At 67.4% G+C, this 25,679-nt stretch carries 26 protein-coding genes and 1 tRNA gene; 9 read left to right on the forward strand and 18 right to left on the reverse strand.

Features of this window, described 5'->3' with window-relative positions; genetic code table 11:
• Positions 1 to 88 precede the first annotated feature (88 nt).
• Positions 89 to 808 carry a tyrosine-type recombinase/integrase gene (locus LRP66_RS15805; RefSeq protein WP_230483567.1) on the forward strand — a complete coding sequence of 240 codons (720 nt, stop codon included), beginning with the start codon at positions 89 to 91 and terminating at the stop codon, positions 806 to 808.
• An 80-nt stretch (positions 809 to 888) separates the two neighbouring features.
• Here the strand turns inward: LRP66_RS15805 and LRP66_RS15810 are convergent.
• Both LRP66_RS15810 and LRP66_RS15815 read right to left on the reverse strand, forming a co-directional pair.
• Positions 889 to 963 (reverse strand) — tRNA-Glu (locus LRP66_RS15810).
• Positions 964 to 1,082: 119 nt separating this feature from the next.
• On the reverse strand, positions 1,083 to 2,456 hold the full coding sequence (locus LRP66_RS15815) for a class II 3-deoxy-7-phosphoheptulonate synthase (RefSeq protein WP_230483568.1): 1,374 nt from the start codon (positions 2,454 to 2,456) through the stop codon (positions 1,083 to 1,085).
• 196 nt (positions 2,457 to 2,652) lie between these two features.
• Between LRP66_RS15815 and LRP66_RS15820 the strand changes: the two genes are divergently transcribed.
• Positions 2,653 to 3,696, forward strand: a complete 1,044-nt coding sequence (locus LRP66_RS15820) for a M48 family metallopeptidase (protein ID WP_230483569.1) — start codon at positions 2,653 to 2,655, stop codon at positions 3,694 to 3,696.
• Between the two features lie 54 nt (positions 3,697 to 3,750).
• Positions 3,751 to 4,065: a hypothetical protein gene (locus tag LRP66_RS15825; protein ID WP_230483570.1), complete on the forward strand. Its 315-nt coding sequence runs from the start codon at positions 3,751 to 3,753 to the stop codon at positions 4,063 to 4,065.
• A gap of 16 nt (positions 4,066 to 4,081) precedes the next feature.
• Here LRP66_RS15825 and cysS read toward each other — a convergent pair whose 3' ends face one another.
• Entirely contained in the window at positions 4,082 to 5,536 is a 1,455-nt protein-coding gene (gene cysS / locus LRP66_RS15830; protein ID WP_230483571.1) for a cysteine--tRNA ligase, read from the reverse strand.
• A gap of 387 nt (positions 5,537 to 5,923) precedes the next feature.
• Between cysS and rpsU the strand changes: the two genes are divergently transcribed.
• Positions 5,924 to 6,130 carry a 30S ribosomal protein S21 gene (gene rpsU / locus LRP66_RS15835; protein ID WP_007404630.1) on the forward strand — a complete coding sequence of 69 codons (207 nt, stop codon included), beginning with the start codon at positions 5,924 to 5,926 and terminating at the stop codon, positions 6,128 to 6,130.
• Between the two features lie 163 nt (positions 6,131 to 6,293).
• Positions 6,294 to 6,863, forward strand: coding sequence for an FKBP-type peptidyl-prolyl cis-trans isomerase (locus LRP66_RS15840; protein WP_230483572.1), 570 nt, complete (start codon positions 6,294 to 6,296; stop codon positions 6,861 to 6,863).
• A 577-nt stretch (positions 6,864 to 7,440) separates the two neighbouring features.
• Here the strand turns inward: LRP66_RS15840 and LRP66_RS15845 are convergent.
• The 4 genes from LRP66_RS15845 to wecB form a co-directional block, all read right to left on the reverse strand.
• Positions 7,441 to 7,680, reverse strand: a complete 240-nt coding sequence (locus tag LRP66_RS15845; RefSeq protein ID WP_230483573.1) for a hypothetical protein — start codon at positions 7,678 to 7,680, stop codon at positions 7,441 to 7,443.
• A gap of 195 nt (positions 7,681 to 7,875) precedes the next feature.
• Positions 7,876 to 8,634 (reverse strand): metallophosphoesterase, encoded by a 759-nt coding sequence (locus LRP66_RS15850; protein WP_230483574.1) that lies wholly within the window; start codon positions 8,632 to 8,634, stop codon positions 7,876 to 7,878.
• A gap of 73 nt (positions 8,635 to 8,707) precedes the next feature.
• Positions 8,708 to 9,976, reverse strand: a complete 1,269-nt coding sequence (wecC, locus tag LRP66_RS15855; protein WP_230483575.1) for a UDP-N-acetyl-D-mannosamine dehydrogenase — start codon at positions 9,974 to 9,976, stop codon at positions 8,708 to 8,710.
• Positions 9,960 to 11,087, reverse strand: coding sequence for a non-hydrolyzing UDP-N-acetylglucosamine 2-epimerase (gene wecB / locus LRP66_RS15860; RefSeq protein WP_230483576.1), 1,128 nt, complete (start codon positions 11,085 to 11,087; stop codon positions 9,960 to 9,962). The genes wecC and wecB overlap by 17 nt, the downstream gene beginning before the upstream one ends.
• Before the next feature lie 112 nt (positions 11,088 to 11,199).
• Between wecB and galU the strand changes: the two genes are divergently transcribed.
• Positions 11,200 to 12,060 (forward strand): UTP--glucose-1-phosphate uridylyltransferase GalU, encoded by an 861-nt coding sequence (gene galU, locus LRP66_RS15865; RefSeq protein WP_230483577.1) that lies wholly within the window; start codon positions 11,200 to 11,202, stop codon positions 12,058 to 12,060.
• A gap of 489 nt (positions 12,061 to 12,549) precedes the next feature.
• Here galU and LRP66_RS15870 read toward each other — a convergent pair whose 3' ends face one another.
• The 8 genes from LRP66_RS15870 to LRP66_RS15905 are packed head-to-tail and all read right to left on the reverse strand — an operon-like array spanning position 12,550 to position 19,116.
• Entirely contained in the window at positions 12,550 to 12,900 is a 351-nt protein-coding gene (locus LRP66_RS15870) for a hypothetical protein (RefSeq protein WP_230483578.1), read from the reverse strand.
• On the reverse strand, positions 12,897 to 13,664 hold the full coding sequence (locus LRP66_RS15875; RefSeq protein ID WP_230483611.1) for a HesA/MoeB/ThiF family protein: 768 nt from the start codon (positions 13,662 to 13,664) through the stop codon (positions 12,897 to 12,899). The genes LRP66_RS15870 and LRP66_RS15875 overlap by 4 nt, the downstream gene beginning before the upstream one ends.
• Complete coding sequence (locus LRP66_RS15880) at positions 13,661 to 14,068, reverse strand: hypothetical protein (protein WP_230483579.1); 408 nt, start codon at positions 14,066 to 14,068, stop codon at positions 13,661 to 13,663. The genes LRP66_RS15875 and LRP66_RS15880 overlap by 4 nt, the downstream gene beginning before the upstream one ends.
• Positions 14,065 to 14,514, reverse strand: a complete 450-nt coding sequence (gene dut / locus LRP66_RS15885; protein ID WP_230483580.1) for a dUTP diphosphatase — start codon at positions 14,512 to 14,514, stop codon at positions 14,065 to 14,067. Before dut ends, LRP66_RS15880 begins: the two co-directional genes overlap by 4 nt.
• On the reverse strand, positions 14,511 to 15,698 hold the full coding sequence (coaBC, locus tag LRP66_RS15890; protein WP_230483581.1) for a bifunctional phosphopantothenoylcysteine decarboxylase/phosphopantothenate--cysteine ligase CoaBC: 1,188 nt from the start codon (positions 15,696 to 15,698) through the stop codon (positions 14,511 to 14,513). Before coaBC ends, dut begins: the two co-directional genes overlap by 4 nt.
• On the reverse strand, positions 15,695 to 16,777 hold the full coding sequence (locus LRP66_RS15895) for a hypothetical protein (RefSeq protein WP_230483582.1): 1,083 nt from the start codon (positions 16,775 to 16,777) through the stop codon (positions 15,695 to 15,697). Before LRP66_RS15895 ends, coaBC begins: the two co-directional genes overlap by 4 nt.
• Positions 16,778 to 16,806: 29 nt before the next feature.
• A complete protein-coding gene (gene ubiB / locus LRP66_RS15900) occupies positions 16,807 to 18,342 on the reverse strand; it encodes a 2-polyprenylphenol 6-hydroxylase (protein WP_230483583.1) in 1,536 nt (511 codons plus the stop codon).
• Positions 18,343 to 18,384: 42 nt separating this feature from the next.
• Positions 18,385 to 19,116, reverse strand: a complete 732-nt coding sequence (locus LRP66_RS15905) for a class I SAM-dependent methyltransferase (RefSeq protein WP_230483584.1) — start codon at positions 19,114 to 19,116, stop codon at positions 18,385 to 18,387.
• Positions 19,117 to 19,196: 80 nt separating this feature from the next.
• Between LRP66_RS15905 and mutM the strand changes: the two genes are divergently transcribed.
• The 3 genes from mutM to dnaA all read left to right on the forward strand — a co-directional run bounded on the left by mutM (position 19,197) and on the right by dnaA (position 22,411).
• Positions 19,197 to 20,012 carry a bifunctional DNA-formamidopyrimidine glycosylase/DNA-(apurinic or apyrimidinic site) lyase gene (mutM, locus tag LRP66_RS15910; protein WP_230483585.1) on the forward strand — a complete coding sequence of 272 codons (816 nt, stop codon included), beginning with the start codon at positions 19,197 to 19,199 and terminating at the stop codon, positions 20,010 to 20,012.
• 87 nt (positions 20,013 to 20,099) lie between these two features.
• Positions 20,100 to 20,363, forward strand: a complete 264-nt coding sequence (rpsT, locus tag LRP66_RS15915) for a 30S ribosomal protein S20 (protein WP_042490304.1) — start codon at positions 20,100 to 20,102, stop codon at positions 20,361 to 20,363.
• A 476-nt stretch (positions 20,364 to 20,839) separates the two neighbouring features.
• Positions 20,840 to 22,411, forward strand: coding sequence for a chromosomal replication initiator protein DnaA (dnaA, locus tag LRP66_RS15920; RefSeq protein WP_230483586.1), 1,572 nt, complete (start codon positions 20,840 to 20,842; stop codon positions 22,409 to 22,411).
• Between the two features lie 116 nt (positions 22,412 to 22,527).
• On the opposite strand, the gene LRP66_RS15925 is transcribed toward dnaA, so the two are convergent.
• Genes LRP66_RS15925 through murJ form a run of 3 tightly spaced genes read right to left on the reverse strand, consistent with a single transcriptional unit; the run spans position 22,528 to position 25,666 of the window.
• Entirely contained in the window at positions 22,528 to 23,058 is a 531-nt protein-coding gene (locus tag LRP66_RS15925) for a topology modulation protein (RefSeq protein ID WP_230483587.1), read from the reverse strand.
• Positions 23,058 to 24,065 (reverse strand): tryptophan--tRNA ligase, encoded by a 1,008-nt coding sequence (gene trpS / locus LRP66_RS15930; protein ID WP_230483588.1) that lies wholly within the window; start codon positions 24,063 to 24,065, stop codon positions 23,058 to 23,060. The genes LRP66_RS15925 and trpS overlap by 1 nt, the downstream gene beginning before the upstream one ends.
• Positions 24,066 to 24,073: 8 nt before the next feature.
• Positions 24,074 to 25,666: a murein biosynthesis integral membrane protein MurJ gene (gene murJ, locus LRP66_RS15935; protein WP_230483589.1), complete on the reverse strand. Its 1,593-nt coding sequence runs from the start codon at positions 25,664 to 25,666 to the stop codon at positions 24,074 to 24,076.
• Positions 25,667 to 25,679: the final 13 nt, after the last annotated feature.

Below are 25,679 nucleotides of genomic sequence, written 5' to 3' on the forward strand. Positions count from 1 at the left end.
GATGCTGTCGCCCGTCGAGTTCGAACGGCAGCAGGCTTTGATGGCTCAAGGCGTCTAGAAAACTAGGGGCTACTCAATGCGGGATCGGATGGCGGACACTCCGGGCAAGGCCAACGCCTGGTTGAGCGTCATGCGCTCGCTGCTCGCCTACGGCACGCGCCTGGACATGCGCGCCGATAACCCAGCGTCAGGCATCAAGCGACTGGAACTCGGCGAGCACGAACCGTGGCCAGCGGATTTGTTGGCAGTCGCGCTGGAGAAGGCAACACCGATGACGCGCCTCGCGATCGTGACGGGGCTCTGCTCCGGCCAGCGCGTCAGCGACTGCATCCGCATGCAGTACGGTTGGATTGAGGGCGGCATCATGGAATTGTCGCAGAAGAAGACCGGCAAGGCGGTAGCCATTCCCATGCACGGATTCTGGATCGGCGAGCTGAAGAATCTGCCGCGCAGCGCTACGACGCTGCTGTACGAACGCAGCGGCGCACCATTCAAGACGACCGGGGCCATCCAGGCCCGGCTGCGAGATCTCATGGCGGACAAGGACGTCCGCGAGGTACATGCGGATCTGGTCGCCCGCGAGCTGATCGCGCCGGACTCGACCTTTTCGTTTCACGGCCTTCGCAAGAACGCGTGCTGCTACCTTCTGGAGCTTGGGTTGAGTGACACCGAGACGGGTTCGATCCTGGGGATGTCCAGCGAAATGGTGCGCCACTACGGCAAGCGCGCACGGGCTCTGATGATCGCCAGGAACGCGGCGGAACGGGTCACGGGTGGTTCCATCGTCCCGATTGCGCGGGCACGTTGAAAGCGGCGGGGGCAAATCGAATGATTTTGCGGGGGCAAATCACCCTGACCAACTTCACAAAAACCGCAGTTTTCTGCGGTTGGTGACCCCTACGAGAATCGAACTCGTGTTTTCGCCGTGAGAGGGCGACGTCCTAACCGCTAGACGAAGGGGCCGTGTGCGGAGGGGCGCTGTTAGCGGGGGAGGGGCGGGGCGTCAAGGACCCCTCGGGCCAAAAGGTGATAAATGTTGAAAAGGGCGGGCTGAAGGGCACGCCGCCCGCCCTTTTCATTGGTCAGGCCGCGTCCTTGCGGCGCTCGGCCATTTCCTCGTTGAGCATTTCCGCCAGCAGGAAGGCCAATTCCAGGCTCTGTCCGGCGTTCAGGCGCGGGTCGCAATGCGTGTGGTAGCGATCGGCCAGCGATTGCTCGGTGACGTCGATCGCACCGCCGGTGCATTCGGTGACGTTCTGGCCGGTCATCTCGGCATGGATGCCGCCCGCATGGGTGCCCTCTGCGCGGTGGACGGCGAAGAAGCCGCGCACCTCGGCCAGGATGCGGTCGAAGGGGCGCGTCTTGTAGCCGGTCGCCGCCTTGATCGTGTTGCCGTGCATCGGATCGCACGACCAGACGACCGGGTGGCCTTCACGCGTCACGGCGCGGACCAGCTTGGGCAGATGCGCCTCGATCTTGTCATGGCCATAGCGGGTGATGAGCGTCATGCGGCCCGGCACGCGACCGGGGTTCAGCGTGTCGAGCATACGCAGCAGCGCCTCGGGCTCGAGGCTGGGCCCGCACTTGACGCCGATCGGGTTGCCGATGCCGCGCAGGAACTCGACATGGGCCGATCCCTCGAAACGGGTGCGGTCGCCGATCCACAGGAAATGCGCGGAGGTGTCGTACCAGTCGCCCGTCAGCGAATCCTGCCGGGTCAGCGCCTGCTCATAGGGGAGCAGCAGCGCCTCGTGGCTGGTGTAGAAGCTGGTCTGCGCAAGCTGCGGGACCGACGCGGGATCGATGCCGCACGCCGCCATGAAGTCGAGCGCCTCGCCGATCCGATCGGCGGTCTCGGCGTATTTCTGTGCCCAGGGGCTGCGGCCCATGAAGTCGTGGGTCCAGCGATGGACCTGGTGCAGATTGGCATAGCCGCCCTGCGCGAAGGCGCGCAGCAGGTTCAGCGTCGCCGCGGACTGCGCGTATGAGCGCAGCATCCGCTGCGGATCGGGCACGCGGGCCTCGGGCGTGAAGGCGATGTCGTTGACATTGTCGCCGCGATAGCTGGGCAGCTCGATCCCGCCGATCACCTCGGTATCGGCCGAGCGCGGCTTGGCGAACTGGCCCGCCATGCGGCCCAGCTTCACGACGGGCAGCTTGGATGCGAAGGTCAGGACGACCGCCATCTGGAGGATGACGCGGAAGGTGTCGCGGATGTTGTTGGCGCTATGCTCGGCAAAGCTCTCGGCGCAATCGCCACCCTGGAGCAGGAAACCCCGGCCCGCCGCCACTTCGGCCAGTTCCGCGGTCAGGCTGCGCGCCTCGCCCGCAAATACCAGCGGCGGATAGGTCGCCAGCGTCCTGGTCGCGGCGTCCAGCGCGTTCTGATCGGGGTAACGGGGAAGCTGGCGCGCCTCTGCGCTTGTCCAGCTGTCGGGGGCCCATTTCGCGGCCATGGCAGTCCTGCTCTTTCGTGTTCTTGCTATCGATCCGATCGCCCATGCGCCGAATCCGGCGACGACGCAATGAAGTTGGCGTTTGGGGGGCGCAAGTCGCGCGGTTTGTTGCGCGTGATACGAGTTTGCGCCGAGCGACCGGCCGATGCGCCGACCGGTTTTGCCGAACGCCGACGAAGCCGCTAGCAGGAGCGCGATGTCGCGTGTCCCCTTCCTGTCGTCGGCGTTCGTCGCCCTGTCCGCCCTGCTGCTGACGGTGCCGCATCGGGCGCCAGCGACGGCTCCGCTCGACGCGGCGGCCACGGTCGAGCGGAGTGACGATGCCGCGCTGTTCGGTGCGATGCGCGATGCGGACCTGCGACTCGCGACGATCGCATGGCGGCTCGCCACCGCGAATGCCGCGATCTGCCGTGACGTGGCGCCGACGCCGGGGCTGGTGATCCATGCGATCGACCAATATGATCCCGGCGTTCGCAAGCAATTGCCCGCGCTGTTCGGGTTCGATGGGCCGGTCGCGGTCGAGGCGGTGGTGGCGGGAAGCGCGGCCGCCAAGGCGGGTGTCCTCGCCAACGACACGATCGCGGCGATCGACGGCAAGCCCCTGTCGGCGAATCCGGCGGGTGCGACCCAGGCCAACACGGCGACCCGCGATGCCGCGCAGCGCCTTCTCCTGGCGGAGCCCGCCGATCGGCCGCTGCGCCTGACCCTGGTGCGCAAGGGGGCGCGGCGTGAGGTCACGGTCCCGGCGCAACCCGGCTGCCGTTCGCGGTTCGAGATGTTGATGGGGCCGGGCCTGACCGCCTCCGCGGACGGCGACATCGTCCAGATCGGTTCGCGATTTTTCGAACGTTTCGACGACCGGATGATCGCGGTGGTCGTCGGGCATGAGTTCTCGCACAACATCCTGCATCATCGCGACCGCCTCGACTCAGCGGGGGTGAAGCGGGGAATCCTCTCCGAATTCGGCCGCAACGGCCGACTGTTCCGCCAGACCGAGACGGAGGCGGACCTGCTGGGCGTCGTGCTGATGCGCAACGCGGGCTATGATCCGCAGGATGCGGTGCGCTTCTGGCGCGAACATGGCGGAGAGGTCGATGGCGGCCTGTTCCGAAGCCGCACCCATCCGTCTTCCTCCGCGCGCGCCGATGCGGTGGCGGCGGAAATCGCGACGATCCCGGCGGATGCTCCGACGCCCTATCGTCCGCCCTTGCTCGACCGCGCGACCGCGCCGCTGCGATAACCGGCGTAGCGACAGGGATTGTGTCCCGTCGCCGCGCACGCCAAAGGCGCCGCCATGGATATACCCGCACGCTATGCCCAGTTCATCCAGTGGATCGGCGATGGGACCGGCATGGCCGACAGCCTGCTGCACGTTCATGCGGGGATGGCGGTGCTGTTCCTGGCGCGCGTGCTGACCCGCAAGTCGCTGGCCACGCCGATCCCGCTCGCCTGCGTCGCGCTGGCGGAGGCGGCGAACGAGATCCTCGACCGGCTGCATTATGGATCATGGCGCTGGGCCGACACGCTGGGCGATGTCGCCAACACCATGTTCTGGCCGACCGTCCTGTTCATCGGGCTTCGGATGCGGAGCCCGCGCGGTCGTCGCTAAAGGGCGGCGGAGGGGATCACCCCTCCGGCAGCACCGGTTTCCAGTCCCAGCCCAGCGGATCGCCGTCCATCACCTCGACCCCGCCGGCGAGCAGCGTGTCGCGGATCGCGTCGGAGCGGGCGAAGTCCTTGTCGATACGCGCGGCGCGGCGCTCGGCCAGATGCGCCTCGATCGCGTCGTCGCTCAGCGTCGCCGATTCGGGGCGCGTGCGGAGGTCCGCGCGGGTCAGGGTCGCGAGCTGCAGCCCCAGCGTGGCGTCGAAATCGGTCAGCGCGGCGAGCCGGATACCGGGCGACAGCTTCTTGTCGGCCAGCATCTCGTCCAGCACCGGCAAGGCGCGCGGTGTCGCCAGATCGTCCGACAGCGCAGCGTCGAGTCGCACACGATAGGGGGCCGCATCCCCCTTCTCGGGGGCGTCGGCGCGGGTCCGCAGCCCCTCGACCGTCTGGACCAGCCGCTTCAGGCGGACCTGGGCGGCGGCCAGGCCCTCCCAGCTGAACTCCATTTCCGAACGATACTGCGCCTGCAGGCACATCAGTCGATAGGCGAGCGGGTGGAAACCGCGATCGATCAGCGCCTGCAGCGTCAGGAACTGGCCCGACGACTTGGACATCTTGCCGGTGCGGTCGACCAGGAAGTTGTTGTGCATCCAGATGTTCGCGCCCGTGTCGCTCGAACATTGATGCGCCTGGTTCTGCGCGATCTCGTTGGGGTGATGGATCTCGCGGTGGTCGATGCCGCCGGTGTGGATGTCGAACTGCGCGCCCAGATATTGCCTGCTCATCACCGAGCATTCCAGATGCCAGCCGGGCGCGCCGGGGCCCCAGGGGCTATCCCATTCCATCTGGCGATTCTCGCCGGGCGCCGAGGCGCGCCAGATGGCGAAGTCGGCAGGGTGGCGCTTGCCCGCGACGGGGTCGATCCGGCCTTCGCCTTCATCGTCATGATGGCGTGCCAGCCGTCCATAGTCAGGTACGGTCGTCACATCGAAATACAGGCCGTCGGGCAGGCGATAGCAATGCCCGGCCTCGATCGCCTTCGCGAAGTCGATCATCTGCGGCACATGATCGGTCGCCAGCGGGAAGCGCGTCGGCTCGGCGATGCCGAGGTCCTTCAGGTTGCGTTTGAACGCCGCCGTATAATGCGCGGCGACCGCCCAGATATCCTGGCCGCTCTTCTTCGCGGCGGCCTCCATCTTGTCGTCACCCGCATCCGCGTCGGAGGTCAGGTGGCCGACATCGGTGATGTTGATGATGTGCGTCAGCGGCCACCCCTTCCACCGCAGCACGCGCGACAGCGTGTCGGTAAAGACATAGGCGCGCAGATTGCCGATATGCGCATAGTTGTAGACCGTCGGCCCGCAGGAATAGACGCGGACATTGGCCGGATCGATCGGCCGGAACGTCTCTGTCGCGCGGGTCAGGCTGTTATACAGGGTCAGCGGGATCGTGTCGGTGTCTGGCGCGGTCATCGGCCTGCCTTAGCCATGTCGGCTTCGCCCCGAAAGGGGGCCCCGGTCCGGCGGGAGCAGGACCGGGGCCGACGCGATGACAGGGGAGGCACCGCGCCTGTTCGTTCCGGCGCCTGAAAGGCTCGAGAACGTGTCAGGGTGTCCGGCGTACGGGAGTTGGCCGGACAGCCAGTGCTTTAGGCTCCGCCGCATCACAACAGCATGTCCGCGGCATGACATCGCCTTTCATTTCAATCACGCCGTGCCGGTCGATGCCGCGCAAGGCCGGGGAGCGATTTGCGAACCGACGGGTTGTATTCGCCACACCGCACTGCTAGGAGCGCGCAACGTTGCGGCCACAGCATTCTGCGGCCGCTTTATTCTGTTTTGCCGGAGCAATTCGTTTTTATGCAGATCATCGTTCGCGACAACAATGTGGATCAGGCCCTTCGCGCGCTCAAGAAGAAGCTGCAGCGGGAAGGCGTGTATCGCGAAATGAAGCTCCGTCGCCACTACGAAAAGCCGTCGGAAAAGCGCGCTCGTGAGCGTGCGGCGGCGGTGCGTCGCGCGCGCAAGCTGGAGCGTAAGCGCGCCGAGCGCGACGGCGCCCGGTAATAGGCCGACTGGCCGGGTGGCGTCCGTCCTGCGGCTCCCATGGGGCCGGGATGGACCGTCCGGTCGGATGGGTCGCTGATTCGCCCCGGCGGATCGCGACCCGCGCTTATGGGCCGCGTCATGGCGGCCCGACCAACGCCAACGCACAAAGCGAGAAACAGGCATGTCCGTCACCGCTGTTCCCCTTCGTCCCGTCCGGCGTTCCTATCTGGTCTGGATATGGGTGGCGGTTATCGCCGCAGTCGTCGTGGCCGCGCTGCTGGCGCGTCAGGGCGATGCCGCCTTGCTGCGCGAGGCGCGTGGCGCGGGTGTCGTGACCACGGCGTCCGGCCTCCAGTACAAGGTGATCGAGCCTGGTCAGGGCGGCCCGCATCCGACCGCAACCGACGTGGCGCTGGTCAACTATACCGGTCGCCTGATCGACGGCACGGTGTTCGACAAGTCGCAGCAGCCGGCGCCGATGCCGCTCTCGGGCGTGCTGCCCGGCTTCTCCGAAGCGCTCAAGCTGATGCCGAAGGGCGCCAAATATCGGTTCTGGCTGCCCGCCAAGATCGGTTACGGCGACCGCGCGAACGACAAGATCCCGGCGAATTCGACGCTGGTCTTCGATGTCGAGCTGCTCGACTTCATCCCGGAGGCGGTGTTGCGGCAGATGCAGGCGCAGCAGTCGATGATGGGCGGAATGCCCGGTGGGGCTCCAGGCGGCGTTCCCGGCGCGCCGTCGCCCCGCTGACCTAACCGCTCCCTGTGGGAGCGTATGGACCGAAATGTGATCGCCGGGGTTCCGCAGGGAGCCCCGGCGATTGTCGTTTGGGGTGGTGACGGACGCGCGTCGTGCTCTGGGGGCGATCGACATTCCGCTTATTCTTCCCTGTCCCCTCCACGAGGGGCGAGGGACGGACAGGCATAGTTGAATGGCGATCGGCCCTCGATCCTGGGGTCGGCCGCCAGACGCCATAACGGACGTCATCTCAGCCGAGGCTGGGGCTTTTCGATTTGGGCAGCGTCCCTTGCCGACTTCCTCGCCAGGAAGGGGGCCGACAAACTCTCATCTGTCATCACGCCAATGGCGGGCGACCGCGTGGCTGGCCGCAAGAAGGCGATGGCCTGACGCGATGAGCAGGGACACGCCTCACCACAATCCTTGTGCCCAGTACGGTCCTCGCAGGGGGGGGCAGGATTGTTTAAAAGCCCACGGCCGTGCCCTGGCGCGTCATGGATGGCCGCCTGATCCTCCACCCCATCTTCACGGCACAAAAAAATAGCGGCCCGAAGGCCGCTATTCCTTTCAGCCGTGAGGCTGAAGCAACTTAGTTGCTGTCGGCCGAATCGCTCGAGTCGGCGACGACAACGATGCCGGCGACGACAGCAGCAGCAGCCAGAACGGCGACGAGGATGCCACCGCCGGCCAGGCCGTTCTTCTTCGCGGTCGGCGCCGAGGCGCGAACCGACTTCGAAACCGAAAGGCTGGCAGCCGGATTCGCAGCCATCGCCGGAGCGACGGTCATCGAAACGGCGGCAGCGGCGACGAGAAACTTCCCAAGACGCATGTCGAACTCCCTTAAGATATGCGGGTAGGCCCATGGCACGGAGACCGGGACATGGCAAGCCCACCAACGAGTATGGGACAGTTATGCTCCCACACCGATGCGGCAATGCAACATTACTTCACCGCTATGCGGCTATACTGTGCTTTGCCGACAAACGGAATGCCCTGACAATCGTTTCGCCCCGGTAAACAGGCCTCAGGTGGAGAAAAGGACCCGCTCGGCATCTTCCAGCATCAAGGCGGTCAGCCGGTCGCTTTCATAGGCGCCGGTGTCGATCCCGATGCGATGCGGCAGGATTTCTGCCTCGTCCGCGACCGTGTGGCCGTGCACCACCACCTTCTCAAGCGGGGCGCGGTGGTCGAGGAACGGGTCGCGGATCCAGCGGGTCTCGGCCATCTTCTGCTCCGCGATCGGCACCCCCGGACGGATGCCCGCATGGACGAAGGCATAGTCGCCCATGACGATCATCTCGTCGAGCGAGGACAGGAAGTCGCGGTGCGTCGCCGGGACGATCGCCTTCAGCCGCTCTTCGACTTCGGCATAGTCGAGGCGTTCATAATCCTGCGCGCTGACGCCGTAGCTCATCATCGTCTCGCGCCCGCCGATTCGGCAGAACAGGCGCAGCGCCTTGTCGTCGCCGTCGATCGACCGCAGCAGGATTTCCTCGTGATTGCCCATCAGGCAACGAACATTGGGATCGCCCGCGGCGAGCACGCGGATCCGTTCGACCACGCCCGCCGAGTCGGGGCCGCGATCGACCAGATCGCCCAGGAAGATGATATGGCGCTGCGCCGGGGCACGCGCCGCATGGTCGGCCTCGACCTGCGCCAGGAGCCGGTCGAGCAAGTCCAGGCGGCCATGAATGTCGCCGATCGCATAGACCCGGACGCCCGCTTCCATGACCGGCACCACATCCGGTGCGCGCTTTCGAAGATTCAATAACTTGGCAAGCATGGATGATTTTATGTCCGCAACAGGCGGCAGTCCTTAAGCCCCCCCAATCCCCCATGCAAACACGAAGCGGCGATCAGTTCTGGTCGGGCCACAATCCCCGGGTATCCAGGACCGTCTTGCCGCGCCGCTCTTCCAAAGGAATCGATCGGAAAAGGTCGTGGTCGACAAGAACGATCATCGCCGCGCAAGTTTCCAGCGCGGTGTCGATGTCGATCAGCGTCGATCCGGTGCCGTCGAAGCCGCGCGGCAGGGTCGTCGCATAGGGCTCGACGATCCGGATACGCTCGCCGAAGCGCTGCGCCAGTTCGGTCGCGACCTTGAGCGCCGGGCTTTCGCGAAAATCGTCGATATTGGCCTTGAAGGCGAGGCCGAGACAGGCGACGGGTCGCCCATCCGGCTGGGCCTCGATCATCGCGGCGGCGCGGGCGATGACATGGTCGGTCTTGCCGTCATTCACCTCGCGCGCGGTGCGGATCAGGGGCGTGTTGGCGGGGTCCGCGGCGACCAGGAACCAGGGGTCGACCGCGATGCAATGACCGCCGACGCCGGGCCCCGGCGACAGGATGTTGACGCGCGGATGCCGGTTGGCCAGCCGGATCACCTCCCACACATCGACGCCCAGCGTGTCGGCGACCAGGCTGAGTTCATTGGCGAAGGCGATGTTGACGTCGCGAAAGGCGTTCTCGGTCAGCTTGGTCATCTCCGCCGCGCGCGCGGTGGTGGTGACGCAGGCGCCGCGCACGAAGCGGCGATAGAAGGTCAGCGCCTTGCGCGCGCAGCGCGGGGTGATGCCGCCGATCACCCGGTCATTGTCGATCAGCTCGACCAGGATTCGGCCCGGCAGCACGCGCTCGGGGCAATAGGCGATGGCGATATCGGCCTGCTCGCCGGGGCGGGTCCGGCCCGGCATCTTCAGGTCGGGCCGCGCCTCGACGATAAGGTCACGGACGCGCTCGGTCGTACCGACCGGGGATGTCGATTCGAGGATCAGCGTATCGCCCGCCTTCAGCACGGGCGCGACCGCGCGCGCGGCTTCGAGGACATAGGTGATGTCGGGCTGGCGGTCGTCCGTGAACGGCGTGGGGACGGCGATGACGAAGACGTCGGCGGGCGCGACGGTCAGCGAGGCCTTGAGGCTCCCGCGCGCGACGACGCCGGAGACGAGGCCGTCCAGATCGACCTCCTCGATATGCACGCGGCCCGAATTGATCGTCTCGACCACCGAGGGGGTGACATCGACGCCGACCACCATCGCGCCCGTCCGGGCGATGACGGCGGCGGTGGGCAGGCCGATATAGCCCAGCCCCATGACCGTGACGGAGAGTTCAGCGTCCAAGGGCATCGTGAATGATCCTGCTGATCCGGTCGGCGGTGTCGCCGGTGCCGAAGGGGTTGTGGGCGCGCGCCATCGCGGCGTGGCGGGCGGGCTGGTCGAGGAGCGCGAAGACCTCCTCGACTATACGGTCCTCATCGGTGCCGATCAGACGGGCGGTGCCCGCCGCGACGCCCTCGGGGCGTTCGGTCGTCTCGCGCATCACCAGCACCGGCTTGCCGAGGGCGGGGGCCTCCTCCTGCACGCCGCCCGAGTCGGTCAGGACGATGTGCGCGGCGTCGAGCGCGCGGACGAAATGCGGATAGTCGAGCGGGGCGATTCGCACGATGCCGGGATGATCGCCCAGGATCGCCTCCATGACGCTCGCCACATTGGGATTGGGATGCATGGGGAACAGGATGCCCATGTCGGGCCGTTCGGCGATCCGGCGCAGCGCGCGTGCGATGGCGGCCATGCCGTCGCCGAAATTCTCGCGCCGGTGGGTCGTCACCAATATGATCCGCTTGCCGGCCAATCGCTCCAGCACCGGGTCCAGATCACCGGCCAGCGCAGGCTCGGCGGCGATCCGCTCGCGGGTCCAGTGGAGCGCGTCGATCACGCTGTTGCCGGTGACATGGACGCTGGCCGGGTCGATCCCCTCGGCCAGCAGCGCGGCGGCGGCCGTCTCGGTGGGGGCGAAATGCAGCGCGGCGATGGGGGCGACGATCCGGCGGTTCACCTCCTCGGGCCAGGGCTGGTAGATGTCGCCCGAACGCAGGCCCGCTTCGACATGCGCGACCGGGATCTTGCGATAATAGGCGGCCAGCGCTCCGCTCATCGCGGTGGCGGTGTCGCCCTGGACGACGACCATCGCCGGGCGCACCAGGTCCATCACCTCGCCCAGACCGGTCAACAGGCGCGCGGTCAGCCGGTCGAGCGACTGGCCGGGTTCCATCAGGTCGAGGTCGTGGTCCGGCGTCAGACCGGCGATCGCCAGCACCTGGTCCAGCATCCCGCGATGCTGCGCCGTCACGCAGGTGCATACCGCCAGGCCCGTCGCGGCCAGGGACCGGATCACCGGGAAGAGCTTGATCGCCTCGGGGCGCGTTCCAAAGACGACGAGGATGGGTGCGGGCTTCATGGATCGCTTTCTATCCTGTCGCTTTTAAGGACATCCTAACCGCAGCGGCACGTTGCGGGTCTATGTTGCGGCGCAAAGTCACTGTAATGGCGGCCGTGTCCAGGGAGGTTTCATGACGATCAAGAAAGTGCGCAAGGCCGTTTTTCCGGTGGCCGGTCTGGGAACGCGGTTCCTGCCCGCGACCAAGTCGATGCCCAAGGAAATGCTGACGGTCGTCGACAAGCCGTTGATCCAGTACGCCGTCGAGGAAGCACTGGAAGCGGGGATCGAGCAGATCATTTTCGTCACCGGTCGCGGCAAGGGCGCGCTGGAGGATCATTTCGATATCTCCTACGAACTCGAAGCCACGATGAAGGCGCGCGGCAAGTCGCTCGCCGTGATCGACGGCATCCGCCAGAAGCCCGGTTCGCCCGTCTATGTCCGCCAGCAGGAGCCGCTGGGTCTGGGCCACGCGGTATGGTGCGCGCGTGAGATCGTCGGCGACGAGCCCTTCGCGGTGCTGCTGCCCGACGAACTGATGGTCGGCGGCTTCATGAAGCAGATGGTTCAGGCCTATGACACGGTCGGCGGCAACGTCATCGGCGCGCTGGAAGTGCCCGACAGCGAAACCGACAAATACGGCATCATCTCGCCCGGCAAGCAGGACGGTCGCCTGACCGAGGTCACCGCGCTGGTCGAGAAGCCCAAGGGCAAGGCGCCGTCGAACCTGATGATCCCCGGCCGTTACATCCTCCAGCCCGAGGTGATGGACATCCTCGACGCGCAGGAGCCGGGTGCGGGCGGTGAGATCCAGCTGACCGACGCGATGGCCAAGCTGATCGGACGCCAGCCCTTCCACGGCTTCACCTTCGATGGCCAGCGTTACGATTGCGGCGACAAGGCCGGCTGGCTGACCGCCAACCTGGCGCTGGGCGTGGCGCGCGAGGACATCGGTCCGGCGGTGCGCGAATTCGCCAAGACGCTGTTCGCCTGATCGGGTTTCAGCGATGAGGAAGGGGGCGGGACCGAAAGGTCACCGCCCCTTTTCTTGTTCCGCCCCAAGCGAACTCGGGGAGCAATAGGGTTTCCCTGACGCCCCCACACGCAATTCCTCCCCAAGCCTGCTTGGGGAGGGGGACCGCCGGGCGATAGCCCGGTGGTGGAGGGGCGAGGCCTGTCGCTGAGGTTGCAGGCCCCACCACCCCTCGCTGGCGCGAGCGGTCCCCCTCCCCATCGGGGATGGGGAGGAATCGGGTTTCCCTGACACCGCCACGCGCAATTCCTCCCCAAGCTTGCTTGGGGAGGGGGACCGCCGGGCGACAAGCCCGGTGGTGGAGGGGCGGGGCCTGTCGCTGGCGTTGCAGGCCCCACCACCACTCGCTGGCGCGAGCGGTCCCCCTCCCCATCGGAGATGGGGAGGAATGGGTCTTCCCTGACGCCGCCGCGCGCAATTCCTCCCCAAGTTTGCTTGGGGAGGAATGGGTTAGCGTCGCTCCGCGCGTCGAGCGAGCCAGCGGAAGGTCAGCAGGATGACCGTCGGCCAAAGCATCGTCGCCCACATGTCGGACCAACTCGCCGCCAGATTGCCTTCGTCCGTGGGATAGAAGGGCTGGAGCAGATCATAGAACTCGTTCAGCGTCTCGATGACCAGCACGGTCAGCCAGCAGCGCCAATCCCAGGGCGCGCGGCGCATCGCCAGCGCGGCGAGGACCAGGATCGCCATGCCGACATGCGCGTGGAGCGTCGAATCGGGCAAGCCGGTGACCTGGCCGATCCACCCCTTGTCGCCCGTCCAGTCGAGCCAGCCGGGCGGCGGCTTCGGATGCCCGCTCATGCCGCCACCGCGACCGACCGGGCACAACGGCAGCCGGGATCCTTGGGCAGCGCCAGCGTCCGGAAGCGCATGTTCAGCATGTCGGCGATCAGGATGCTGCCCGCGCTGTCGCGGCCGAACGGCGCGGCGGCACGCAACGTCTCCAGCGCGGCCAGGCTGCCCATCACGCCGGTGACGGGTCCGAGCACGCCGTCATCGGCGCAGGTCAGTCCGGCCTGATCCGCAACCTCGCCGACGAAGCAGCGGTAACAGGGCTTGTCGCGTTCCCAACCGCGATAGACCGCCAACTGCCCCTCGAACTGCCCCACCGCCGCCGATACGAGCGGGATCCGCCGGCCCAGCGCGGCATCGGCGACCGCCAGTCGCGTCGCGAAATTGTCGCAGCCGTCGAGCACGACATCGGCCCCGTCGATCAGCGCCCCCGCATTCTCCGCCGTCACCCGCTCGCGATGCACCGTCACGGCGACATGCGGATTGAGCCGCGCGACATGCGCGGCGGCGGCCTCGACCTTGGGAAGGCCGCGATCCCCGGTCGTGAAAATGGTCTGGCGTTGCAGGTTGGACGGCTCGACCACATCGTCGTCGATCAGAATCAGCGATCCGATCCCGGCGGCGGCGAGATACTGGATGGCGGGCGATCCGATACCGCCCGCGCCGATCACCGCCACCGTCGCCTGTTTCAACCGGGTCTGGCCACCACCACCGAATTCGCGGAGCACGATATGGCGGGCATAGCGGGCAAGTTCGTCGTCGCTCAGGATCATCCCGGCCATGTATAGGTGATGACCGTGCGATACCAGCGATCGCCCGTCATCATCGTGCGATGGGTCAGGCGGCGGACCATTCGCTGCGCCACGCCCGCGCTATATTGCTCGACGGTCGGACAGCCGATCGCGAGCGGTACGACGCTGCTCGCGATGCCGTCCGTCCCGATGCGAATGGCCATCGGCACGACCAGCACGACCTGCTCGTCGGCGGGCCTGGCGCGAAGGCAGCGTCCCGCAGCGACCTCGTCCCGCACGAAGCGCACCATGTCGGGCGCGGCGGGCGGCAGGGTGATCGCGGCCAGCGTCGACCAGTCGTGCGGCGGCTCTGCGGCGGTCGCCGGGGAGGCCGGCACGGTCGGGGCGGTGACCTGCACCGCGGTGGCGAGGAGCAGCGCCATCATCGTCCGGTCGATCCGAATCCGCCGTCACCCCGCTGCGTCGCATCGAGTTCGTCGACGAGGGACAGGGTGGCGCGCTGCACGGGGGCGGGGACGAGCTGGGCGATCCGTTCGCCACGGACCACCTCGAACGGTGCGTCGCCCAGATTGGCGAGGATCACCTTCACCTCGCCGCGATAATCCTCGTCGATCGTGCCGGGCGTGTTGAGGCAGGTGATGCCGTTCTTCAGCGCAAGGCCCGAGCGGGGACGGACCTGCACCTCGTATCCCGGCGGTATCGCGATGGCGAAGCCGGTCGCGACGGCGGCGCGCTTGCCGGGATGGAGGGTCAGCGCCTCCGCCGCGACCACGTCCATGCCCGCCGCGCCGGGGGTGGCATAGGCGGGCAGGGGAAGCCCCTCGCCATGGGGCAAGCGTTTGACGGCAATGGAAATGGGAGCAAGCGTCATGACCGTCCTTCTAGCGCATCGGCGATGCGTTGCGCGAGCCCCCTGGCGACATCGTCCTTGCCCATCCGGGCCCAGCTTTCGACGCCGTCCGCGGTGATCAGGTGGACGCTGTTCGCCTCGCCCCCGAACACGTCGCCGGACACGTCGTTGGCGACGATCCAGTCGGCGCCCTTTCGCACGCGCTTGGCGACGGCATGGTCGATGACATGCTCGGTCTCCGCCGCGAAGCCGACGACCAGCCTGGGCCGGTTCGCCGCTGCCGCGACGCTGGCGAGGATGTCGGGATTCTCGACCAGCGTCAGGGCGGGCGCCGCGCCGCCGTCCTTCTTCACCTTCTGTGCCGCCGACTCGACTCGCCAGTCCGCGACGGCGGCGACCATGACGGCGGCATCGGCGGGCAGCGCGGCGGCGACCGCATCGGCCATCTGGCGTGCCGTCTCGACATCGACCCGGTCGACACCCTGCGGGGTCGCCAGCGTCACCGGCCCCGCGACCAGCGTGACCCGCGCGCCCAGCGCCGCCAACGCGCCAGCGACAGCGAAACCCTGTCGGCCCGAAGAGCGGTTGGCGATGTAGCGGACCGGGTCGATCGGTTCATGGGTCGGCCCGGCGGTGACGAGGATATGGCGGCCCGTCAGTGGGCGGATCGCGGGTGCCAGTCGGGCTTCGATCGCGGCGAGGATCGCGGGCGGCTCGGGCAGGCGGCCGGGCCCGAACTCGCCGCAGGCCATCGCGCCCTCGTCCGGCGCCATGACCTCGACGCCGTCGGCGCGAAGCCGCGCGACGTTGCGCCGGGTCGCGGGATGGAGCCACATGCGCACGTTCATCGCGGGCGCGACCAGCACCGGCGTATCGGTGGCCAGCAGCAGCGTCGTCGCGAGATCGTCGGCATGGCCGTTCGCCATCCGCGCGATCAGGTCGGCGGTGCCGGGCGCGACGACGACCAGATCGGCCTCTCGGCTGAGCTGGATATGCCCCATCTCCGCCTCGTCCTTCAGATCCCAGAGCGTGGTGAAGACCTGATTTTCCGAGAGCGCGGCCAGCGTCATCGGCGTGACGAAATGGCTGCCCCCCTCGGTCAGGACGCAGCGGACGCTGTGGCCGTTCTTGCGAAGCAGGCGGATCAGTTCGCAAGATTTGTACGCGGCGATCCCGCCGCCGACGATCAACAGGATATGGCTCATCGCACGACTCGCGTCACGGTGATTCGACGCCGCGAACCCCGCGCGGCGAGGATCAACTCCCGCACCGCATCGGGCGCGAACACGACGCCAAGGAAGAAGAGCGGGGACATGCCCAATATCATGGCGGGCGATCCGGTCAGCAGCGCCAGCAGCGTATAGACGGCCATCGTCACGCCCGCCCGCCGCGCGACCGGCGCGCGCCAGTGCGCCCAGCCCAATAGGGCGAGCACGGCGAGCGGGACGACGACGCTCATCGGCAGGAAGCCCATGGCCTGGGCCGCCGCGATCGAGGCGACCAGCGTGCCGGGCGCGATCAGGTGGAGGGGGCTCCCCATCGCGGGGTCGGCCGCACTGACCAAGGCGTTGAGCGCATGGGCATGGGCCGCCAGCACCAGCAGCGCGACCGCGAGTGCGGTCATCCAGCCGATCGCCTCTCGCCGTGCCCCGGCCCGCGCCGCCAGCGCCAGCATGACGATGGCATAGGGCAGCGCCATCGGCGTCAGGATCATCGCGACCAGGCCCAGCGCCACCGCGCTCATGCCCGCCTCGGGGCGCCGCTGGACCAGCGACAGCGCGATCAGCACCGCCGCCCAGCTTTCGGGCGCGGTCACCATCGGCGGGTTGGGAAGGGGGAAGACGCCTGCGATCAGCAACACCGCCAGCAAGGCGATGGCCGTCCGCCCCTCCAGCACCGGGACGACGCGTCGCAGCCAGCCCGCGATCATCGCCAGGCCGAGCAGCATCATCGCGCCGTGCCAAAGGAGCGTGGGCAGCACGGCGAGGGTGACGAACAAGGCGGGTAGGGGAACGGCGAACAAGGCGGGCCGCAACGCCCGGTCATTCTCGCGAAGCGCATCGAGCGCGGCGGGGTAGAAGGACTGGCCATGCCGGACATGATCGAGGATCGTCGTCGTGACCGGCGCCAGCCGCTCGCCCACCGGCTCGAACGCCCCTTGCGTCGCATAGCCGATCAGGGTCAGCAGGATCAGCAACGCGAGCACCCCCCGCGCCGCCATGGGCGAGAGGCCCGTCAGCCGCCCCGTCTGGCCGAACCAGAGCGACCGCGACACGCGGCGCATGGGGGCAGGGGGCTCGCTGCCCTGCATCTCTACCGAAGCACGGCCAGCGTCGCGGCGACGCCCGCTGCCGCCGACAGCATCGACAACAGCGCGTAACGCCAGCCCCCGCCGATTCGGACGACCTCGATCTGCTTGAGCGGCGGCGCGGGCGGCTCGCCGCCGGGCGCGGGGTAGCGTGCCTCGATCCGGCGGACCAGTTCGGGCAGGCGGGCCAGCGTCTGCACATCCTCGATCAGGCGGTCGGCTATCTTGGCCTCCGGGCCCAGTTCGGTGCGAATCCACTCGCGCACGAAGGGTGCGGCCGAGTCCCACAGGTTGATATTGGGGTCGAGGCTGGTCGCCACGCCCTCGACCATCACCATCGTCTTCTGGAGCAGCAGCAGGTGGGGCTGCGTCACCATGTCGAAGTCGCGGGTGATGGAGAACAGGCCGTCCAGCATCATGCCGATCGACATGTCCTTGACCGGCAGGCCGCGCATCGGCTCGCCGACCGCGCGAAGGGCGGTCGCGAACTCGGCGACATTGTGGTGCGGAGGCACATAGCCCGCCTCGAAATGGATCTCCGCGACGCGCTTGTAGTTGCCGGTGATCAGGCCATAGAGGATCTCCGCCAGCCACACCCGCGCGCGCCGGTCGATCCGCCCCATGATGCCGAAGTCGATCGCGGCGATCTTGTTGCCGGGCAGCGCGAAGAGATTGCCCTGATGCATGTCGGCGTGGAAGAAACCCTCCGCGATCGCCTGACGCAGGAAGGCGCGGACCAGCGTTTGCGCGAGATGCGGCAGGTCGTACCCCGCCTCGACCAGCGCCTGCCGGTTGGACAGCTTGATGCCGTCGATCCACTCGACCGTCAGCACCTTGGCGGTGGAGCGCTGCCAGTCGATCTGCGGCACCATGAAATCGGGCTCGGCGGTCATCGCCTCGGCCAGTTCGGAGGCCGAGGCCGCCTCACGCCGGAAGTTCAGTTCGCGCAGCGTCCAGCGGCGGAAATTCTCCACCGTCAGGCGCGGCCGGAGCCGTGCCGCCTCGGGGCTCATCCCCTCGACCTGCGCGGCGGCCCATTGATAGGTATCGATGGCGCGGGCGAAGTCGTCCTCGACGCCGGGGCGCAGCACCTTGACCGCGACCGTCCGGCCGTCGGTCGTCACTGCGCGGTGAACCTGCGCGATCGAGGCGGCGCCGACCGGCTCCTCCTCGATCGAGGCGAAGAAGTGCGACGGCGGACGGCCCATGCTCGCCTCCATCGCGGCGCAGATCGTCGCGAAGGGGACGGGGGGAAGCTGGTCCTGGAGCCGCAACAGATCGTGCGCGGCGTCGTCGCCGACCAGGTCGGGGCGCGTGGCCAGCGTCTGGCCCAGCTTGATCGCCGCCGGGCCGATCGCCTGGAACGCATCGGCATAAGCGGGCTTGGCGGGCTGGCGCGTCCCGAAACGGGCGACGCGCGCCAGCCGCCGGACGGGCGCTGGCGTGTTGGGATCGCGCTCGATCCCCCGGAGCGCGCCATGCCGCGCCAACGTCCGCCCCCATTTGAGCAGACGCCAGAGATGCACCACCGGCTGCGTCACAGCACCAAACTCACAGGGCGAATCCGCCCGGGCCCGCCTGCATCAAATCTTCCAGCCCGAATGGATGGCGACGAGGCCACCCATGATCGGCTCGACCTTGGTCTCGACGAAGCCCGCCTCGCGGATCATCGCCTCGAAGGTCGGCATGTCGGGGAAGCGACGGATCGACTCGATCAGATAGCGATAGCTGTCGGCATCGCCCGCCAGCAACTGGCCCAGCTTGGGCACCAGCTTGTGCGAATAGGCGTCGTACACCTCCGAAAAGCCCGGCCACACGGTGGTCGAGAATTCCAGGCAGAAGAACCGACCGCCGCGCCGTAGCACGCGGTGCGCTTCCCTCAGCGCCGCCGGAATGTCGGTGACGTTCCGGATGCCGAACGCGATGGTATAGGCGTCGAAGAATTTGTCGGGGAAGGTCAGCACCTCGGCATTGGCCTCGGTCCAGACGAGGCCGTCGAGCCCACGCTCCGCCGCGCGCTTCATGCCGACTTCCAGCATCGCCGGGTTGATGTCGGCGACGGTGATGCTGGCGCCCGATTCGGCCAGGCGGAAGGCGATGTCGCCGGTGCCGCCCGCCATGTCGAGGATCTGGTCGGAGCTGCGCGGCTTTACCCGGCGCACGAAGCGATCCTTCCAGAGGCGGTGCATACCGCCCGACATGGCATCGTTCATCAGGTCGTATTTGGCGGCGACGTTGGTGAAGACGCCGCCGACGCGGGCGGCCTTTTCGTCGCGGGGCACATCTTCATAGCCGAAGGACACGGTATCGCTCATGCACGATGCCCTAGCCCGGCCTTGCTGGCGGGGCAAACGCTACCTAGCTGTTGACCCAAGGAAACCCAGTCAGAGAGACGATGCCCGAACTTCCCGAGGTCGAAACGACGGTCCGTGGCCTGACCCCGGTGCTCGCGCGCGAGCGGCTGACGCTGGTCGAGCCGCGTCGTCCCGATCTGCGCCATCCCTTTCCGGCCGACCTGCGCCAGCGGATGACGGGGGCGACCGTCGTCGCGCTCGGACGCCGGGCGAAATACGGCCTGATCGACAGCGATCGCGGCGATACCATGATCTTCCACCTCGGCATGTCGGGGCGCTGGCGGATCGATCCCGGCGAGCCGCAGACGCACGACCATCTGCTGCTGGAGACCGGGGCGGGGCGGCGGCTCGCGCTCAACGATCCCCGGCGATTCGGATTCGTCGATCTCTGGCCGACCGCGGAGCTGGCCAGCTATCCGCCCTTCCTCGCGATGGGGCCCGAGCCATTGGGGCCGGACTTCACCGCCGACTATCTGGCGGCGGCGCTGGACGGGCGGGCCGCGCCGATCAAGGCGATGCTGCTCGACCAGCGGATCGTGGCGGGTCTGGGCAACATCTATGTGTGCGAAGCGCTGCACATGGCGCGGATCACGCCGGGGCGCGCGGGTGGACAGATTTCGAAGACGCGACTCGCCCGACTGGTCGAGGCGATCCGTACCGTGCTGGAGGCGGCCATCCTGGCGGGCGGTTCGTCGCTGCGCGATTATGTGCGACCCGATGGCGAGCTGGGCTATTTCTCCAAGGAATGGCGCGTCTATGGCCGGGAGGGCGATGCGTGCGAATGTGGGGCGATCGTGCGGCGCAGAACCGATTCGGGGCGCTCCACTTTCTGGTGTGCGACCTGCCAGCGCAGTTGACGGACGGCGCGCCAACCGGTAAGGGCCCCGGCTTCAAAGCTGGTGCGTCGCGCCGCTATCCCTTTTGATCGAGATTTAGAGGTTTTCATGGCGAACACGCCGCAGGCCAAAAAGCGTATCCGTCGCAACGAGCGTCGCGCCGTCATCAACGGTAACCGCGTCAGCCGCATCCGCACCTTCGTCAAGAAGGTCGAGGCCGCGCTGGCCGCTGGCGACAAGGAAACCGCGACGGTGGCTCTGGCCGCGGCGCAGCCGGAAATGGCGCGCGGCGTCGCCAAGGGCGTGCTGCACAAGAACACGGTCTCGCGCAAGTTTTCGCGCCTGACCAAGCGCATTGCCGCGCTGGCCTAAAAGCCTTCCGGTTTCCGCGACGAAATCAACCCGCCGGGGGCGGTCCCCGGCGGGTTTTTTCGTGCGCGTCGTACAGCCGTCGACGACGTGATCGGACTCGATCCGGGGGAACCTTCTCCCGTTTCGCGGAAGCCCAGCTTAATCCGCGATTCGAGTGATTCGGGACTTCGCGAGCGTTCGCCCCGTTCTGGTAAAGGCCAGCAATAACAAGGCGTTATTAGATAATTGGACGGGTTTCTGCGGGCTTTTGCCTGTCAATCCGGTTTATTTCAGATTTATGGCCGGACATGGTCTTGATCGGACCCCGCCATGGCTCATAATCGGTATCCCAGCAGCGGTGCTTCGTGCTCGCGTCATGGAAATAGCAAAGCGACAGGACCGGGCCGAATCCGTTTGATTCGCCCATCGGGATCGTGTCGCCGGTTGGAACGGGGGTCCGTCTGCATTTTCGCGGGCGGCATAGGTGGAGTGCGCGGGTGACGAATTGGCAGGCAACGCGACCGACGACGGACCAGGCTCGTGCCTGGGCGCGCGTCCGCGCGAACCTGCGCGAATCGGCCGGTGCCCGCCTGTTCGACCAATGGCTGAAGCCGATGGAACTGATCGAGGGTGACGAGCCCGACACGGTTCGCCTGGCGCTGCCATCGGCCTTCGCGACCAATTGGGTGCGGAGCCATTATGCCGATCGCCTTCACCTCGAATTCAAGGCGGTCCTGCCCGAGGTTCGCTCGGTGGTCATCGAGACCCGCGCGCCCAGCAAGGTCGCGCGGCTGACCACCGAGACGCCGGAGGCCGCGCCGCTGCGCGTCGTCGCGCGCACCGACGAGCCCCGCGCCCCCGCGCAGCCGGTCGCGGATGACGACCAGCCCTCGCTGTTCGGTGAGCCGGTAACGCGGCCGCGCCCCGTGCCGGTCGCGGTCGAAGCGCCTGCGCTTGCCCCTACCCCTGCCGCACGTCCGGCGGCACGCAGCGTGGCGAAGCCTGCCGCTCCGGCGCCGGCACCCGCGCTTCGCGTACCCAGCGATCGGCCGCCGCTCGACCCGCGCCTGACCTTTGACCGCTTCGTCGTCGATTCGTCGAACCGGGTTGCGTTCAACGCCGCGCTGTCGCTGGCCGAGCCGGGCCCGCCGCGGTTCAGCCCGCTATTCCTTCACGGCGGCACCGGGCAGGGCAAGACCCACCTGATGCACGCCATCGCCCATGCCTTTCTCGAGACGCATCCCGATGCGATCGTGCTGTGCATGTCGGCGGAGCGGTTCATGTTCGACTTCGTCGCGGCGATGCGCGCGCGCGATACCTTCTCGTTCAAGTCGCGGCTGCGCTCGGCCGATCTGCTGCTCATCGACGATCTGCAGTTCATCGCGGGCAAGGATTCGACTCAGGAGGAATTCTTCCACACGGTCAACGAGCTGGTCGGTGCGGGCAAGCGGCTGGTCATCTCGGCGGATCGTTCGCCCCAGTCGCTCGACGGGGTGGAGCCGCGGATCATCGGTCGGCTGGGCGCTGGCCTGGTCGCCGACATCAAGGCACCCGATCTGACGCTTCGCCGCACGATCCTCAATCGCAAGGTCGCCGATCTGCCCGAGATCGAGGTGCCGACCGATGTGCTCGATCTGCTCGCCTCACGGATTCGCGGCAATATCCGCGAGCTGGAGGGCGCGCTGAACCGCGTCGTCGCCTATGCGCAACTGACCGGCGACAAGATCGATCTGGAATTCGCGGTGGCCACGCTCGGCGAGGTGCTGCGTGGCGCGCAGCGGCGGATTACGATCGACGAGATCCAGAAGCTGGTCAGCCGCCATTTCGAGCTGAAGCCGCTCGATCTGGTGTCCGCCCGTCGCGCCCGCGCCATCGCACGTCCGCGTCAGATCGCCATGTATCTCGCCAAGCGACTGACCACCCGCTCGCTGCCCGAGATCGGGCGGAAATTCGGTGGGCGGGATCATTCGACGGTGATCTATGCGGTGCGCAAGATCGAGGAACTGCGCGATACCGACCGCGATATCGACAATGCGGTGCGGGTGCTGATGAAGGAACTGGAGGGCTGAGGCTGGTCGGCGGGGTCGGGGCGTGGGCTTCGACTTCGCTCGGCCTGAACGGGTGTTGGTCCCGAACCCCGAAGCGCCGTTCCGCCTGAGCGAAGTCGAAGGCCGAGGGAACCCGCTTACCCCAGATCCGCCAGCACCCGCTCCGGCGTCGGTGGCCTGTCATAGCGGATCACCCGATCCTCGACCGACTCAAGTGCCCGCAATATCCCCGGTCGCACCGCGCGCCGCCAGTTCCAGCAATAGGCCAGGAACGGCCAGTCCAGCCGCTCCGCGCATCCCGCGGCACTATCCGGCCGCTGCTGCCCCCGATAGCGCGCGACGCGTCGCAGGATGCGGGGAATGGTCACGCGGCGTGGCAGGTCGAGCAGGATGATCCTGTCAGCCCGCGCGAGCCTGTCGGTGATGGCAGACCCATAGTGCGCGCTGGAATAATTGCCGTCGATCACCCAGTCCGCCCCGGCGGCGAGCGCGGTCATGTCGGCGATGAAATCGTCGCGCGGCCGCGCGACCCAGCCTGGGCCATGGAACAGCGCGTCGGCGTGATGGACGGGCAGGCCCAACCGCTCGCCCAACTGCCGCGCGAGCGTCGACTTGCCGCTGCCGGGCGGCCCCATCACCATGATGCGGGTGACGGGGCCGGAGAGCATCAGACTTGCAGGCCCATGGTCCGCTGCACGTCGAGCAGCATCGGCGCGGCCAGATCGCGTGCCTTCTCCGCCCCGCGTTCCAGGATGCGGCCCACTTCGCCACGATCGTCGAGCAGCCGGGTCAGCCTTTCGCGGATCGGACCAAGCGTCGCGACCGCGAGATCGGCCAGCGCGGGCTTGAACGCACCGAACCCCTGGCCCGCGAATTGGGTCAGCACATCGGCGGGGGCGCGGTCCGCCATGGCGGCATAGATGGTGATCAGGTTGCGCGCCTCGGGCCGCCCCTCCAGCCCGTCCATCGTCTCGGGCAGGACGTCCGGATCGGTCTTGGCCTTGCGGAACTTCTCGGCGATCATGTCGTCGCTGTCGATCAGCTTGACCAGCGACATCTCCGACGGGTTCGATTTGGACATCTTCGCCGAGCCGTCGCGAAGCGACATGATCCGCGGCGCCGCTGCGCTGATCAACGGCGCGGGGAGGGTGAAGACCTCACGCTCATAATCGTTGTTGAACTTGGTCGCGATGTCGCGCGCCAGCTCCAGATGCTGCTTCTGGTCCTCGCCGACCGGCACGTGCGTGGCGTTGTAGAGCAGCACGTCGGCGGCCATCAGCACGGGATAGTCGTACAGACCGACGCTCGCGCCCTCCCGGTTCTTGCCCGCCTTGTCCTTGAACTGGGTCATGCGGTTCAGCCAGCCGACGCGCGCGACATTGTTCAGCAGCCAGCTCAGCTCGCTATGCTGCGGCACGCGGGTCTGGTTGAACAGGATCGAGCGTTCGGGATCGATCCCGGCCGCGATCAGCGTCGCGGTCATCTCGATGGTGTTGGCCGCCATGTCGGCGGGCGCGATCCATTCGGTCAGGCCGTGCAGGTCGGCGATGAAATACATCGTCTCGCCACCCTGCGCCTGGATGTCGTCCTGCATCGCCACCCACTGCTTCACGGCGCCCAGATAATTGCCGAGGTGGAGATTGCCCGTGGGCTTGATGCCGGAAACGACGCGCATGATGGTCCTCAAGAGTTGCGGCGAGCGAGCCGCCTGATGTCCGCGAGCCGGAATGCCCCGGTCGCGAACGTCGCCAGCGCATAGACGAGCATCCCCGTCACGACCAGCGCGATGAGCGCGCCCCAGCGCTCGACATTGGTGCCGGTGACATAGGGCTGGAACCGCGCGTTGAGCAGCGCCATCGCGACGCCCATCAGCAGGGCGGCGAGCAGCATCCGCCAGCTTCGCCGACGCAGTTGCGCATCCGCGACGAAATGTCCCCGCCGGGCCAGCGTGCGATAGAGCAGCACGACATTGACCGTCGACGCGATGGCGGTGGCCAGCGGCGGGCCCATATGCCCCAGCCACCAGATGAAGATCAGGTTCAGCACCAGGTTGATCAGCATCGACCAGGTGGCGAAGCGGACCGGCGTGCGCGTGTCGGCGCGCGCATAATAGCCGGGGGTCAATACCTTGACGAGGATATAGCTGGGCAGGCCGATAGAGAAGGCCGCCAGCGCCTGTGCGGTGTAATAGCTGTTGAGCGCGGTGAACTTGCCATGTTCGAACAGCGCGGCGGTGATCGGCTGGCCGCAGACGATCAGGGCGACGGTCGCGGGCAGGGTGAGCAGCAGCGCCAGCTCCATGCCCCGGTTCTGCGTCTCCATCGCCTCCGCCTCACGCCCCGCGCCCAGCAGGCGCGACACGGTCGGGAGGAGAACGGTGCCCAGCCCGATGCCGATCAGCCCGAGCGGCAACTGGTTCAGCCGATCGGCGGCATAGATATAGGAGACCGACCCGGCGGGCAGGAAGCGCGCGGCCAGCGCGGTCGAGATGACCAGGTTGATCTGCACCGCGCCCGCCCCGGCGGCGGCGGGCAGGATCAGCTTCATCAGCCGCTTCACATCGTCGTTGATGACGGGCCAGCGCAGCTTCAGCCGCACGCCCGCACGGCGGCACGCCCACCACAGCCAGACGAACTGGAGCAGGCCGGCCACCGACACGGCGACCGCCTGATTGCGCGCGGTCGTCATCGGATCATGCGTATGGAAGAACACCACCGCGACGATCAGCGTCAGATTGAGCAGGATCGGCGCCGCCGCATTCACCCAGAAGCGATGAAGCGAATTGAGGATGCCACCCAGGAGCGACACCAGACTGATGAACAGCAGATAGGGGAAGGTCAGCCGGTTGAGCAGGACGATATAGTCGAACTGTGCGGCCGTGCCCTTGCCATAGCCGAAGGTCTGGACCCAGGTGACGGGCCAGGCCGCAAGCTCGACGATCGCGGTCATGACGATCAGCACGGGCAGCAGGACCGACAGGGCGTGTTCGGCAAAGGCGAGGCCGAGGGCCAGCCCCGAGCCCTCCGCCGCGCCACTCTCCGCCAACTTGTCGCCCTCCGCCACCTTGCGGTTGAACATCGGGATGAAGGCGGCGGAAAAGGCGCCCTCCGCGAAGAGGGCGCGGAACATGTTGGGCAGGCGAAACGCGATCTGGAACGCGTCGGAGGCGAAGTTCGCGCCCACGTAGCGGAAGAACAGCGAGTCGCGAACCAGACCAAGCACGCGGCTCGCCAGAGTCAGCCCGCCGACCGAGCCCAGCGCCTTGGTCAGGTTCATCGTTCAGGTCGGA

The sequence above is a fragment of the Sphingomonas sp. Leaf21 genome (genome assembly GCF_916858675.1).
Lineage (GTDB): Bacteria > Pseudomonadota > Alphaproteobacteria > Sphingomonadales > Sphingomonadaceae > Sphingomonas.